Source organism: Myxococcales bacterium (genome assembly GCA_016720545.1).
In the GTDB taxonomy this organism is placed as follows: Bacteria; Myxococcota_A; Polyangia; order Polyangiales; family Polyangiaceae; genus JAAFHV01.
Genome location: JADKKK010000013.1, coordinates 89,033 through 101,424, shown reverse-complemented (window position 1 = coordinate 101,424; position 12,392 = coordinate 89,033). Strand labels below are relative to the sequence as shown.

At 71.2% G+C, this 12,392-nt stretch carries 10 protein-coding genes; 8 read left to right on the top strand and 2 right to left on the bottom strand.

What is annotated here, in order from left to right; genetic code table 11:
* The first annotated feature begins 40 nt into the window (after positions 1-40).
* Both IPQ09_22000 and IPQ09_21995 read left to right on the top strand, forming a co-directional pair.
* The gene (locus IPQ09_22000) at positions 41-1,177 is read left to right on the top strand and encodes a hypothetical protein (GenBank protein ID MBL0196849.1); all 1,137 of its coding nucleotides are present in this window, start codon (positions 41-43) and stop codon (positions 1,175-1,177) included.
* A complete protein-coding gene (locus tag IPQ09_21995) occupies positions 1,174-2,229 on the top strand; it encodes a VanW family protein (protein MBL0196848.1) in 1,056 nt (351 codons plus the stop codon). Before IPQ09_22000 ends, IPQ09_21995 begins: the two co-directional genes overlap by 4 nt.
* A 105-nt stretch (positions 2,230-2,334) precedes the next feature.
* Here IPQ09_21995 and IPQ09_21990 read toward each other — a convergent pair whose 3' ends face one another.
* Entirely contained in the window at positions 2,335-2,658 is a 324-nt protein-coding gene (locus IPQ09_21990; protein ID MBL0196847.1) for a hypothetical protein, read from the bottom strand.
* 383 nt (positions 2,659-3,041) lie between these two features.
* Here IPQ09_21990 and IPQ09_21985 point away from each other — a divergent pair, with 383 nt between their 5' ends.
* The 6 genes from IPQ09_21985 to IPQ09_21960 all read left to right on the top strand — a co-directional run bounded on the left by IPQ09_21985 (position 3,042) and on the right by IPQ09_21960 (position 10,404).
* Positions 3,042-3,293, top strand: coding sequence for a hypothetical protein (locus tag IPQ09_21985; GenBank protein MBL0196846.1), 252 nt, complete (start codon positions 3,042-3,044; stop codon positions 3,291-3,293).
* A 419-nt stretch (positions 3,294-3,712) separates the two neighbouring features.
* A complete protein-coding gene (locus IPQ09_21980) occupies positions 3,713-4,285 on the top strand; it encodes a TrmH family RNA methyltransferase (protein MBL0196845.1) in 573 nt (190 codons plus the stop codon).
* Positions 4,286-4,292: 7 nt separating this feature from the next.
* Positions 4,293-5,201, top strand: coding sequence for an alpha/beta hydrolase (locus IPQ09_21975; protein ID MBL0196844.1), 909 nt, complete (start codon positions 4,293-4,295; stop codon positions 5,199-5,201).
* A gap of 59 nt (positions 5,202-5,260) precedes the next feature.
* Positions 5,261-6,778, top strand: coding sequence for a DUF362 domain-containing protein (locus tag IPQ09_21970; protein MBL0196843.1), 1,518 nt, complete (start codon positions 5,261-5,263; stop codon positions 6,776-6,778).
* 386 nt (positions 6,779-7,164) lie between these two features.
* On the top strand, positions 7,165-8,163 hold the full coding sequence (gene corA / locus IPQ09_21965) for a magnesium/cobalt transporter CorA (protein MBL0196842.1): 999 nt from the start codon (positions 7,165-7,167) through the stop codon (positions 8,161-8,163).
* A gap of 132 nt (positions 8,164-8,295) precedes the next feature.
* A complete protein-coding gene (locus IPQ09_21960) occupies positions 8,296-10,404 on the top strand; it encodes a PepSY domain-containing protein (GenBank protein ID MBL0196841.1) in 2,109 nt (702 codons plus the stop codon).
* Between the two features lie 101 nt (positions 10,405-10,505).
* On the opposite strand, the gene IPQ09_21955 is transcribed toward IPQ09_21960, so the two are convergent.
* Positions 10,506-12,380 carry an alkaline phosphatase D family protein gene (locus IPQ09_21955; GenBank protein MBL0196840.1) on the bottom strand — a complete coding sequence of 625 codons (1,875 nt, stop codon included), beginning with the start codon at positions 12,378-12,380 and terminating at the stop codon, positions 10,506-10,508.
* Positions 12,381-12,392: the final 12 nt, after the last annotated feature.

Genomic DNA, 12,392 nt, shown 5'->3' with positions numbered 1-12,392 from the left:
GACTAGTCCATGGTCGCAAGTATTCAATAGAAAACCGGAAATGCTCGATCGCGGCGTGGTCGGTGCGCCCGGCTCGTGCGCCCCGCTCGCGCGCCCGCTCGCGATGTGCGACATCACCGAGGTGCGAGTCCTCGGTCGTCGCCGCGCCCTCGTGACCGCGCCGACCGCGCTGTGGCTCGCCGCGTCGTCGCGCCGCGCCCTGGCGGCGGTCGCCTCGGTCCCGTCCGACGGCACGAGCGAGCGAGCGCGCTGGCTCGCAGGCGTCGCTGCGCTCGAAGGCGTCGCGCCCACGGACGAGTGGCGCGCGTACGCGCAGCGCGAGGGCGAGCGCTGGGCTCGCGCCGAGCCCCGCCTCCGCGCGATGCGCGCGTGGTCGGCGCGGGAGCTCGCCTCTGTTCTGCCCGCGGAATACAACCTGTTTTACCCGTTCGCCGGCCCTGACGCGCTCCACGCGCTCGCGCTCTTCGGAGGGGCGCGTCGCGCCGTGCTCGTGGGGCTCGAGCCGCCAGGTCAGCTCCCGGACCCCGAGCGCTTCGCGCGGGGCACCTTCGCTCGCCTCAGCGACGCCATGGGAGATCTCCACCGCCTCACGTTCTTCCGCACCCGCGAGATGTCGTCGGCCTTCCAACGCGAAGAGGGCGTCCTGCCGGTGTTGGTCGCGACGCTCGTGCGCATGGGCGGGCGGGTCGCCCGCGTCTCGGTCACTGGCGCCCCCGCGCCGAGCGCCCGCATCGAGTGGATCACGGCCGAAGGCGCGGCGCGCACGCTCGAGTATCTCGCGTGCGATCTGTCCAACGCCGGGCTGCAGCGAGCGCCGTCGCTCGTGGCCTCGGTGCGCGGGCTCGCGCGCCCGCTGGCGCAGGTCGCGTTCGTCAAGGCCGCGATGTATCTCCTCGCCGAGCCTCGGTTCTCGCGCGCGCGCGAGCTCCTGCTCGACCACGCGCACGTCCTCGTCCAGGACGACACGGGCGTGCCGCTTCGCTACCTCGAGCCCCGCTGGGCGACGCGACTCTATGGCCGCTACGTCGGCCCGGGTGCGCCCTACGAGGCGCGCGATCAGCCCGCGCTCCACGACGCCTACGCGCGTCGCGCGCCCGCGCCACTGCCCTTCGGCATTGGGTACCACGTGCAACCCGCGAGCTCGAACCTGCTCGTGGCCTCCCGGGGTGGCTCGTGAGGTGGCTTGCGCGCGTCGCGCTCGTGGCCGCCCTGGCGCTGGTTTCGCCGGTCGTGGCCGTGGCGGCCGGCCGAGGCCGGTCCGCGTCGCCGTCCGCGGCCTCCGCGCCGCAAGAGCGCGAGCCGTGGTCGCCCGCCGCGTCGTCCGAGAGGCCCGCGCCCACCCTTGGCCCCGACGCGCGGCGCGTGACCCTGGGGCGCTTCGTGACGACGTTCGCCTACGACGCCGAGCACCGCGGGCGCGCGTTCAACGTCGAGCTCGCGGCGCAGGCCGTCGATGGTCGCGTCATCCGCGCCGGCGGGACGCTCTCCTTCAATGAAGCCGTGGGCGAGCGCACGGCGTCGTTCGGCTTCGCGCGGAGCGTGGTCCTCCGCGACGGCATGCTCGCCGAGGGCGCGGGCGGGGGCGCCTGCCAAGTGGCGTCGACCCTGCACGCCGCCGCGCTGCTCGCGGGGCTCGACGTGGTATCTCGCGCGCCGCACTCGCGTCCGAGCGCCTACATCCGCATGGGCTTCGACGCCACGGTCGCGCTCGGGCCCGCCCCCATCGACCTGCGCCTCAAGAACCCGACCGCCGCCCCGGTCGTGGTCCACGCGCGTGCGCATCGTGGCGCACTCGACGTGTGGCTCGAGGGCCGAGGCCCGGCGCCGGAGGTGCGACTTACCTCCGAAATCGTGGGGCGCGTCGGCTACCCGCGCACCATCGCGCGCGATCCCCTCGTCCCGGAGGATGTCGTAAAGATAAGATCTTTCGGCATTCCTGGTTACCGCGTCCGTCGAGTACGCGAGCTGCGCTTGCCCGACGGGACGACCCGCCGTGACGTGCGCGAGGACGTCTACCCTCCGGTGCCGGAGGTCGTGGTGGTCGCGCCTTCGCTCGACGCCGCCCGCCTCGGCCGGCGGGGCGCGCCCTCGCAGGCGACGGAGCCCGACGAGCCTGCGGGCCCCGAGCTCCGCACGGAGGTCGAGCCGACCGCCGTGCGCCCGGTGCTCGTGCAGCTCCGACCCTCCACCCTCGTCACGCTCCCGAGCGACCCCGCGCCGCGGCGGTAGCGGCGCTCAGCCTCGTCGCCGCGCGCCCGCGAGGTTGGCACTGCCATGAGAACTACCCGATGGGCCTCCGATCCAACCGGCAGCCCTCGGGAAATTCTCGCAGTGTTACGGAGCGACCACGACCGCAGTGGGCACCACGGTCCCCGCGTCCGCGGCGAGATCGAGCCCCCGAAGGCGCACGAAGCCCGCCGCGCCGCCGCCGCCGCCCGCGCGGTTCCCGGCGCCTGCTGGCACCGAGGCGCCGGCCACCGGCGGACGCGTGTCGCCGCCGCGCCCTCCCGCGCCGCCCCCGGCCGTTCCGCGGGCGCCGCCGTCGCCGCCGGTCACGTCGCCAGGGTTGCCGCCGGCGCCCCCGTTCGCGCCGCTGCCGCCGCCGCCCGTCGCGAGGAGCTTGCCCTCCACGCGCACGAAGCGTCCCTCGATCCACACGGTGCCGCCCGAGCCGCCGCCCGCGCCCGACCGAGTGGGGCACGAGACCTGGCCGCCGAGGCCGGCCGCCGAGATCGTGGAGGCGCGCGAGGCGCGGAGCGTACGCCCGAAAATCTGGAGCTCCGCCGCCCGCGCCGCCCGCGCCGCAGGTGGCGAGAGGCCCTACGCTCCCGACTCCGCCGGCGGCGCCGAGTGTTGGCAGGGGTGGCCCGCTGACGTCGCCGCCCGGGGTCGCGGCCACCGCCGCCGCCGCGCCGCCAGCGCCGCCGACCGTCACTCCGCCGCCGCCGCTGCCACCCGTCGGCGGGCCTGAGGCGGCGCCCGGCGAGCCGACCGCTTTCGCCGCGCCGTTTCCCGTCGCGGTCGCGCGGATCGTTCCTTCGATGGTCACATCGCCCGAGGCCACGACAGCGACCGGCACGTCGCTCTCGATCTTCACTTCCTCGCCGGGCCGCACGGTCCAGTCGCGCACCGAGAGCACCACGCAGTTGCACGTGGGATCGAAGCGCCCCCAGGCCGGGTCGAGCTTGGCGCCGGCGTCGGACACGAGCGCGACCGTGGGCGGGCTGTCCGGATCCGCCGGCGCCGCGACGGTCAAGCTGAAGGACCCGACGAGGCTCGCGTCGCTGCCGTAGGTGTACGCGTCGGCCGCGGCGTCGAGGTTCGACGGATCGAAGCGCGCGTCGGAGAGCACGTACACGTCCGGGGCGTCCACGTTCGCGTCAAGGTCCGCGTCGACTTCGGCGTCCACGTTCGCGTTCGCGTCGGTGTCCGCGTCCGCGACGGGGCCCGTATCGGGCCGTGTCGTGCCCGTCGTGGTCGCCGTAGGCCTCGGCGCCGCGCTGTCGACGCCGGCGTCCATTGGACCCTCGTCCAAGCCAAGAGTGAGTCCGCACCCCGCGGCGACCGCCACCCCGACCGCCACCCCGACTCGCACGAGCTGCAGTCGACCAAGCTTCATTCCATAATTATATCGGCTTTTTGCGCGCAAGGAAGCGCCTGCGTTCCGCGAGCGCGGGCGAATCGGCCGGCGGGCACGTGGTAGACCGCGAACATGGCCCTCTCGGTTCCGCTCGACGCCAGCCCTGACGAGGTTCGCGAGGCGCTGCGCCCGCTCCGCAACCCCGTCACGGTGGCCGTGATGAGCCTCGGCAACGCGTTCGCGGCCGGCGCCATCGTGCGGGTCGCGCACAGCTTCCTCGTCGACGAGGTGCTCTTCGTCGGCACCGAGCCGCACTACCCGAAGGCGTCGATGGGCATGGAGAAGTACGAGCGCATCCGCCGCCTCACGGATCTGAGCGACCTCGTCGCCGGGCTCTCTGGGCGGCCTCTCTTCGCCGTGGAGCGCGAGCACGCCACGCGGAGCCTCTACGACGCGGCGCCGTTCCCGGAGGGCGTGGTGTTCCTGTTCGGCAGCGAGCGCTTCGGGCTCCCACCGGCTGCCTTGGAGCGTGCCGACGCGGTCGTCGGTATTCCCATGTACGGGGTCAACCAGTCGTTCCCGGTGGCGGTCGCCGCGGGGATGGTGCTCGGCGAGTGGGCGCGTCGCCGCTACCGCCCGGGTGTCGTCTTGGGGGGGCGAGACGGGCCTCCGCCTGGGCGCCAAGGTCGCGTCGTTGGGATATGAACACCGAATGAGACTCGCCTCGTCGGTCTTCGCGTCGGCTTCGCAGACCGCCGGGCGACCGCGCTGGGTGAAGCGGCTGGGGCGAGGGCTCGTCACCGCCGGATCGCTCTACTCGGCGGTGTGCCTCGCCGCGTGGCTGCTCTATCCGCGGCTGCTCTACCCCGCGCCGCGCCGCGCCGTCGTCGCTCCCGAGGAGCTGCCCCCGGGCTGCGAGGAGCTCACCCTGCCCGCCGAGGCCGGCGCCCCTCCGGTCCGCGCGCTCCGCTGGCGCGCAGCGGGGGCCTCGCTCCCGACCCTCGTGTGGTTTCACGGTAACGGAGAGATCGTCGACGACCTCCTTCCGCTCGGCGCGCTCTACGCGTCCGAGGGGCTCGGCTTCGTGGCCATGGAGTACCGCGGGTACGGCCGCTCCGCGGGCTCGAAGGCCACCGAGCTCGGCCTGTACGCCGACGCAGAGCGGCTGCTACGCGCGCTGGAGCGCGAGCGCGAGGAGCGGAGCGCTCGCGGCGAGTCGACCTCGGGGCCGCTCGTCGTCGTGGGCTACTCGCTCGGCTCGGCGATCGCCGCGGAGCTCGGCGCGCGCGGTCGCGGCGATCGCTACGTGCTCGTTGCGGCGTTCACCTCGATCACCGACGTCGCGAGTCGCATCGCGCCGATTCTGCCTGCGCGCCTCATCCTCAGCGAGCGCTTCGACACCCTGGCGAAGGCGCCGCATCTCCGCAGTCCGCTGCTCATCCACGGCGCCGACGACGAGCTCGTGCCGATCGACATGGGGCGAGCGGTCGCCGCGGCGAGCGGAGCCCGCTTCGTCGCGGTGCCGAGCGGCCGCCACGGGACCGTGCTCGTCGTCGGCGGAGGCGCGGCCCTCCGGGAGATCAGCACCTTCGCTCGCGCGGCCGTCCGCGCGGCCCCCTGAGTCGCGCGGCGCGCACCATAGACCTTGCTCGTCGCGCGGGTTCGCGCCCACAATCGAGCATGCACCCCACGCTCCGCGCCAAGGTCATCCTCCGACACTGCGACAGCTACGATCCCCAGCGGATCCGCGAGATTGTGCGCGAAGGCATGGAGGCGCTCGACCTCGCGCCTCGGGGCCGCACGCTGCTGAAGCCCAACGTGGTCGCGAGCGGCCCCCTCTTCGAGCACGCCCACACGCGCAGCGAGTTCGTCGAGGGCGTGCTCATGGCTCTCAAGGACCGCGACGCCGGCATGAGCGAGCTCGCGGTGGGCGAGCGCTCCGGCATCACGGTCCCCACGCGCTTCACCTTCGAGCATGCCGGGTACTTCCCGATGTTCGAGCGCACGGGCGTTCGGCACTACTGCTTCGAGGAGGTCCCGCAGGTAGAAGTGCCGCTCACCCACGAGGGCCGGCTGCGCGACTACCTCTTCACGCCGGAGCCGGTGGCCCGCGCCGACTTCTTCGTGAACTGCCCCAAGTTCAAGAGCCACCCCTGGACCACCGTCACGTTCTCGATGAAGAACTACATCGGTATTCAAGACGACAGGCACAGGCTCATCGATCACGACCACGCGCTGAACCGCAAGGTGGCCGATCTCCAGTACATCGTGCAGCCGCAGCTCATCGCCATCGACTGCATCATCGCGGGCGAGGGGCGCATGCTCACGCCCGTGCCGCGCGCGATGAACCTCATCCTCATTGGCAACAACCAGGTCGCCATCGACGCGGTCGGCTGCCACATCATCGGGCTCGATCCCGCCAGCGTGGAGCATATCGCCCTCGCCGCGGAGCGAGGCTTCGGCTCGCTCGACCTCGCCGACATCGCCCTGAGCGGCGACGTCACCCTCGCCGAGGCAAAGGCGCGCGCGAAGGGCTACGAGGTGGGGCTCGTGCGGGTGGAGAAGTACTTCGAAGGCACGAACATCTCCGCGTACGCCGGGCCTCCGCCCGAGAACCCCGAAGATGGCTACTGCTGGGGCGGGTGCCCTGGGGTCATGGAAGAGGTCATCGAGGTCCTTCGGCTCTACGACAAAGACTGCGACAAGAAGCTGCCGAAGCTCCACATCGTGTTCGGTGACTACAAAGGACCGCTCGACATCGGGTACGGCGAGAAGGTCGTCTTCATCGGTGACTGCGTGTCATGGGAGGGCATGCTGAACCGTGAGTTCGTCCAGGTGTCGAGCAAGTACAAGACCCGCGACACCAAAGACCCCTACGACGCCGTCCACCAAGACATGTACGCGAAGATGGCGACGACCTCGCTGAAGATCCTGGAGGCGCGTCGCAGTGGGTGGGTGCGCCTCGAAGGGTGCCCGGTGAGCGTGGCGGAGCTCGTCCTCTTGCTGTCGGAGCTGGGGGGGATCCAGAACCCCTACTTCGAGCCCTCGCAGGTGCTCTCGTTCAACCGGGCCTACCTCGCGTGGCGCGCGGCCACCACCATGAAGCGCATGCGCGGCGAGCCCTATCAGATCGCGGGCGAGACCCACCGGGGCGACGCCCGGCCCGAGGTCACGCCGCCGAGCGCAGCCGAGGAGTAGCCTCGCCTGCCACCGAGGGCGGCCTCGTCCGGGTCGTGGTGGCCCAAGCATCATCGCCACGGCGCGGCCCGCGCGCAGCCTGGAGGCGCGCACGCGGGGGAGATGTCCTAGCTAGCTAGTAGCAGCCTGTTGATTTACGGACCGAGGCCCGGCGTCGTCCGCGCCCGGCCCGCCAAGGCGCGATCCGAGGAGCGCGCGGAGCGTGTTCCATGTGGGCGTTTCTAGGTGAGCACGCACCGCAGGATCGCAACGACGGCGGTCGGGATGCGGCGGCGACGGGCCGACGGGAGCAAATCAACGGGCTGCTAGTCCCTTCCCGTCGACGTGCAGCGCCGCCGCGAAGGGGCTCGTTGAGGCGGGACTCGCGTGCCTGCTAGTCTCGTGGAATGTTTCGGGTCCAAGACTTCACCGAGAACGGCGAACGCGTGGGCTACACCGAGCCCGGTGACGTCCACGACGCCATACGGCCGCCTCCCGTGGGCGTCACGAGATGGATCGATCTCGTGGACCAAGACGCGGACAGCCTGGAGCTGCTGCGGGCGCGCTTCGACTTTCACCCGCTCGCGATCGAAGACTGCTCGCACCTCGATCAGCGGCCCAAGCTCGAGGAGTACAGCGACGTCCTGTTCGTGGTGACCCACGGGTTCTGTTGCGGCGAGGGGCCCGTGCGCGAGATCGAGGCGCTGGAGCTCCACGCGTTCCTCGGCGCGCGCTTTCTCGTGACCGTGCATCAGGCGCCCGTGCCCGAGCTCGACGCGGCGTGGAAGCGCGTGGAGCAGAAGCCCACGCTCGCCCGCCGTGGAGCCGACTTCCTCTATCACCTCGTCGCCGACGCGATGGTCGACGCCAACTTTCCGCTCATCGACAAGATCACCGAAGAGCTCGAGAGGCTCACCGAGGAAGTGCTCAGTGAGCCGGCGCGCGAGCACCTGGCGCGCATCTTCGCGCTGAAGAAGGAGCTCGCCACGATGCGCAGCGTGCTCGCGCCCCAGCGTGAGGTGGCGACGGCGCTCGCGAAGTTGGGCGACGAGGACGACGGCGCGATCGCCGAGCGTAACGGCGCCTACTTCCGCGACATGCACGATCACCTCGTGCGCATCGTCGAGGCGATCGACGCGAACCGTGAGCTCTTGAAGAACGGCACCGACGCGTACCTCTCCGCGGTGTCCAACCGCACGAACGAGGTCATGAAGTACCTCACGCTGATGAGCGCGGTGTTCCTCCCGCTAAGCTTCGTGGTGGGCTTCTTCGGGCAGAATTTCGACGACCTTCCCTTCCTGCCCGGGTGGAACCACTCGCGCGGAGCCATGTTGGTGATGATCACGCTCTGCCTCCTCGTTCCCGTGGGAATGCTCGGGTGGTTCAAGGCGAAGCGCTGGCTGTGATCGGTTCGCGCGGCGGCAGCCACGAGAGGCTGGCGAATGCGCAAGCCGCGGGCGTGCCTCGCTGAACAAAGTGAGTGAGACCGCGCAACGCCCTCCCTCGCCCTGCCGAGAGGAGGGGGAAGGCGGTGACTCATGGCTACGAAGCTCTCTCTCCACACGATTGTCCTCTCGATCGGCGCGGTCGCGCTCGGCGCCCTCGCCACCGCGTGCTCGAGCGATGCGAGCGATGGCCCTGCCCCGTTCGCCGTCGCGAGCCCCTCGCTCGAGGCGGCGCTCGCGGCCCGGACGGGCTCGCGCATCGTCACGCTGGCCGGCGCTCCCGGTTCGAGCCCGCATGGGTTTCTCGCGGCTGAAGCGGGCCATCCGGTGGTCTCCGCGAACGCGACGTCCGACGAGCTGCGCGGCTTTCTGGCGAGCTTCGGCACTTCGCTCGGCCTCGAGGAGCGCATCGAGGCCTTGCCGGTGAAGGGCGAGCAGCGCGGAGCCGGAGGCGTCACGGTCCGGTTCGGTCAGGTGGTCCCAGGCACGAGCGTGCCCGTGTTCGACTCGTCGGTAGTCGTCGGCGTTCGCGAGGACGGCTCGTTCGCGTTCCTGGAGAACGACACCGCGGTGGGCTTGCTCGGCTACGACGTGCGGCCCGTGGTCACGCTCGACGCGGCGACAGCGCTCGCCCAAGCGCGCGGCAGCGCGCAGGCCTCGGTGCCCACGCGCCCCGTGCTCGGGGTCGCGAACGACGGGCAGGGCCCCACGCTCGTGTACCGCGTCGACGTGGCCGATCCCGCCGGTTCGCGTCGGGTCGATATCGACGCGAAGACAGGGGAAGTCCTCGCCGACGGCGAGTCGGACCTTCATGCCTTGGCGTACGCCGCGGCGTCGTATTACCCCGCAGGAAGGGCCAGCGTTGGCGACTCGACCAAGGTCGAACCGACCGACCCGCGGGCGAAGCTTGGCGCCATGCTCGAGTGCGAGGTGAGCCAGGGGCGCCTCGTACGCGACACACGAGGCGGTCGACTAGAGCTCTTCGACCTCCGCGGATTGGTCCCGATCGCCGCGACCTCACTCGGCGGCGTGATCGTCGCCGACGTCGACCCGAGTCGAGGTGCCAAGTTCGCGCCAGGCGTCGCCGTCGACGCGCAGTGGAACATCTCCCGGGCCGCGAGCTTCTTCGGTACCGCGCTTGCGGCGCGATTCGGGCGAGCGGACGGGCGTGTCCCGGTGTACGTGCACGGGGCATTTCAGAGCGGAGCGATGTTCAGCCCAGGCCTCGGAGCGATATCGATTTCCGATGGAAAATTCGGCACTCCTGACGCAAAGGGCCACACCCCGAGCTACTACCCCCCCGCGGTCGCCTACGACATGATGGCGCACGAATATGCGCACGGGATGATGTATTACGGCGGCCTGACGGCCCCGACGCTGCCGCCTGCCCTCCCGGCCGATCGTGCGAAGGCCACACCAAGACAGCTCGCGGACGAGGCACGCTTCGTCGAGGGTCGGGCCCTTCATGAGGGCCTCGCCGACGTCTTCGCGGCCAGCGCCAAGAGCGCGCTCTCGCTCGAGCGCCCCGTTCGGCGCGAGGTGTTCCAGTTTGGCGCCGACGCCCGGCCCGTGGGCGCGCCCGCGTTCCGAGATCACCTCCACCCACGCGACGCAGATCCGGACGAGCGGAGCTCGCAGCACGCCTCGGAGCCCGTCCCCGACGGTCGCGATACGGCAGGGAGAGCCTACTTCCGCTCCGGCCTCGTGGCCCACGCGTGGGCCTTGATGGCCTACGGGAGCGCGAACGAGACGAGCCACATCGGAGCGCAGGAGCCCCTTGGCGTTTCCGGAGCGTTCTACGCGTTCGCCCTCGGATCCATGCTTGTACGACCCCAGAGCCCCTCGATCGCGGACCTCGCTCACGCCACCATTTCGACCCAGCTCACCCAGGACAGGCGCACCTCGGCCTCGTGTGCGTGGGCCGCCGTCGGCGTGCTCACCGAGGCCGAAGTGCGAGCGAAATACGGGGCTGTCTGTGCCCACTTCGACGCGTCGGCCTGCTCCCTGCTGCCCGACGGCGCCTACTGCAACTCCAAGGTCCCTGGGACCGCCTATCGTTGCCAGAACCACCAGCTCGCGGCGGCGCCGAATGGTTGCGCGAGCGGTCAATACTGTCAGCGGGTCGGGGGCTCCTTTGCCTCCCCAGCCAAGCTCGTTTCGGGCGGCGGAGTGGCATGTGGCATTGACCGTGATCCGATGTGAGCCTCCGCCCCCGTGCCGCTCGCCAAGCTCCAGGGGGAACCGCTCGCCGCAACGCGCGCGCGAAGGGCTTGGAAGGTGGGACTCCGATCGGCGCCCGTTCGCTATCGCAGGCGTGAGCTCGGGATGGGGTAGCTGAAGACCGCGGCGCCGACCTCGTCGTGCACGGTCGCCGTGAGGGTCGGATCGGGGAGCGTGGGATCGGCCTCGACCGCGATGAACGAGTCCCAGTCGTAACAGAAGCGACGGCGCGCGTCGGTGCCGGCGCAGACCGAGCGGGTCGGGTTCGTCGCCTTCGGAAACTGCGCGAGCGGCGACGAGACGAGCTCGATCATGTCGTAGCCCGTCGCCCGCGGCATGACGCGAACCTCGGTGCGGTGAATGTCGCCGCTGACGAGCACGACCCCGGGGACCTTCCTCGTGGCGAGGTCGGCGAAGAGGCGATCGCGGGCCTCCGGGAAGCTCGCCCACGAGTCGATCCCGTTCGACGTGAAGAGGCTCCCACACCCCACGAGCTTGAACGTCGCGGTCGAGGTCGCGATCGCGTCGACGAGCCAGGTGAACTGCTCCGCGCCGAGGGGGCCGTTCGCGAAGTCGGTGGAGATGGGCGCGCCGTCGAGCGTGCAGCTCCGCCCCGGATCGTTCACGCGCGGGCGGTAGTAGCGGCAGTCGGCGAGGATGACCTCCACCGGGCCGAACCGTGAGCGCGTGAAGGCGCCCGGGGTCGTCGGCGTACCGAACGACGGATTGGGCCACGCCTCGCGGAACCCGCGCAGCGCGTCTTCGCGGCCGCCGCACGCGCCGTCCGAGTTGTTGGCGACGAAGTCGTGATCGTCCCACGTGGCGAGCGCCGGCACGTTGGCGAGGAAGTCGCGCCGCGGGCCCATGGCGCCGAGCGCGCGGTACTCGAAGCGATGAGCCTCGACGTAGGGCGAGTTGCCATAATGGGTGTCGCCGAGAAAAAGAAAGAGGTCCAGCCCCGCGCTCTTCATCACTCCGAAGAGCGGCTGCGCGGCGTCACGCGAGCACGAGCCGAATCCCAACTTCACCTTGGTGGCGTCCGAGGGCGCGGTGCGTACGGGGCGGAAGGGCTGCGAGGTCTCGCCGTCCACGCTCACTCGGTAGAAATACCGGTGGTTCGCCTCGAGGCGCGGGGAGGTGAGCACGGCGGCGAAGTCTTGCTCCGGCCGCGGGGTGGTCCACGCGACGGGCACGGCCCCGGCGCCGTCGGGCCTCTCGGAGAGGAAGAGGCCCACGGGGCGGGTGGCGTCCGTGCGCACCCAGGCGCGCACAGTGTCGGGGCCTGGCGCGCCCAGCATGGGCCCGCCCGGGAGCTTGCTCGGCTGGCAGGTGACGCACGCGTTCTTGAGACCGGCCGGATCGCGCCACGAGGCCACCTCATCGGCGCTCGTGCCCGTGCCGATGTGCGCGCCGATCGCGTCGTTGCAATACACCGGCTCCCCGTCGAAGCGGAGATCCAGGCACGCGGGAGTGAAGCGATCGTTGTCCGTGGTGGCGGGAGAGAGGGTCCGCAACACCACGCGATCGACCTCGGCCCGAGGCATGTTGACGCCCTCGAACTGGTACACGTCCGCGCCGCCGTTCCGGAAGTCGTCGACGTCTCGGAGGTTCAGGGGGAAGCAGCGAGTCTCGCTGAGGCAGACCTCCATCGGATCGTCGGTCTCCGCGTTGGGGATGGTCCCGGTTCGCAGGCCGATCGACAGCGTCCCGATCGTGGCGGGAAACGTGGGCGGCGGGGGCTGGGGGGCCGGGACGAGCACGAAGCCGGCGTCGGCCGCGTCGGCGCCCGCATCGCTCGGCGGGGTCGCGTCGCGGGCAGGCTCCGTGTCGGGGACCGACGCGTCGACCGGTTGCTGCGCGTCCGGCGAACCGCCGCCCTGCGCGCGCTCCGCTTCCGGATCGCTCCCGCAGCCTGCCACGAGAACCGCCAGCACGGTGAGGCTTTGCCAAGTTCGCATGAGCCGAGTCTA

What these genes read in the sequence shown, in the direction of transcription:
- IPQ09_22000 (MBL0196849.1), top strand. Translation starts at nt 41, where the DNA reads ATGCTCGATCGCGGCGTGGTCGGTGCGCCCGGCTCGTGCGCCCCGCTC.
- IPQ09_21985 (MBL0196846.1), top strand. Translation starts at nt 3,042, where the DNA reads ATGGTCACATCGCCCGAGGCCACGACAGCGACCGGCACGTCGCTCTCG.
- IPQ09_21980 (MBL0196845.1), top strand. Translation starts at nt 3,713, where the DNA reads ATGGCCCTCTCGGTTCCGCTCGACGCCAGCCCTGACGAGGTTCGCGAG.
- IPQ09_21975 (MBL0196844.1), top strand. Translation starts at nt 4,293, where the DNA reads ATGAGACTCGCCTCGTCGGTCTTCGCGTCGGCTTCGCAGACCGCCGGG.
- IPQ09_21970 (MBL0196843.1), top strand. Translation starts at nt 5,261, where the DNA reads ATGCACCCCACGCTCCGCGCCAAGGTCATCCTCCGACACTGCGACAGC.
- corA (MBL0196842.1), top strand. Translation starts at nt 7,165, where the DNA reads ATGTTTCGGGTCCAAGACTTCACCGAGAACGGCGAACGCGTGGGCTAC.
- IPQ09_21960 (MBL0196841.1), top strand. Translation starts at nt 8,296, where the DNA reads ATGGCTACGAAGCTCTCTCTCCACACGATTGTCCTCTCGATCGGCGCG.
- IPQ09_21955 (MBL0196840.1), bottom strand. Translation starts at nt 12,380, where the DNA reads ATGCGAACTTGGCAAAGCCTCACCGTGCTGGCGGTTCTCGTGGCAGGC.